Source organism: Herpetosiphon sp., assembly GCF_003512625.1.
Lineage (GTDB): Bacteria > Chloroflexota > Chloroflexia > Chloroflexales > Herpetosiphonaceae > Herpetosiphon > Herpetosiphon aurantiacus.
Map to the genome: position 1 here is coordinate 14,073 of NZ_DOPT01000064.1, position 536 is coordinate 14,608.

General features: G+C 51.7%; 1 protein-coding gene. It reads left to right on the plus strand.

The features are described 5' to 3' along the window. The first annotated feature begins 67 nt into the window (after positions 1-67). The gene (locus tag DEF47_RS14800; RefSeq protein WP_012188634.1) at positions 68-436 is read left to right on the plus strand and encodes a hypothetical protein; all 369 of its coding nucleotides are present in this window, start codon (positions 68-70) and stop codon (positions 434-436) included. Positions 437-536: the final 100 nt, after the last annotated feature.

The following is a 536-nucleotide window of genomic DNA, read 5'->3' on the forward strand; positions in this document are numbered from 1 at the left end:
CCTGTGTCCTTGTTTTTCACGGCATAGTCTTTGCTTGTTCAGTATCAGCATAATCAAGGAGGATTGTATGACTGAGCATGAACGCCACTTTAGCCCTGAAGTTGTCGCCGCTGAACGCGCGGCTTTTGATCGTAAAAACGAGCAAATTACCGCGACGCACGAGCGCCTCGAAAAAATCGTCGCTCCAGTCCTCAATCATATTGCAGTCGAGGCTGCTGAGGCCGCCAAAAATCCCGCCCATCAAGCCTTTTTGGCCGAGCAACATGGTCATAGCCACGATCAGCCTGCTACAACCGCTGGCAAAGAGCGACCACAGGCTGTGCCACCACAACTGGCGGGCAATCCTGCGCCGCAGCCAATCGACCGCCACGAGCTGCACGATGATAATGCGCCACAGCTCAAACCCCAAGGTAGCTCGCTACGCAGCGATAATTAACCCATAAACAACAACAACCCCGCCGCAACTATCAAGCTTGCAGCGGGGTTACTTGTAAATTAAGTTTACCGATTCATACACAAATTGAAATTTGGGAGTG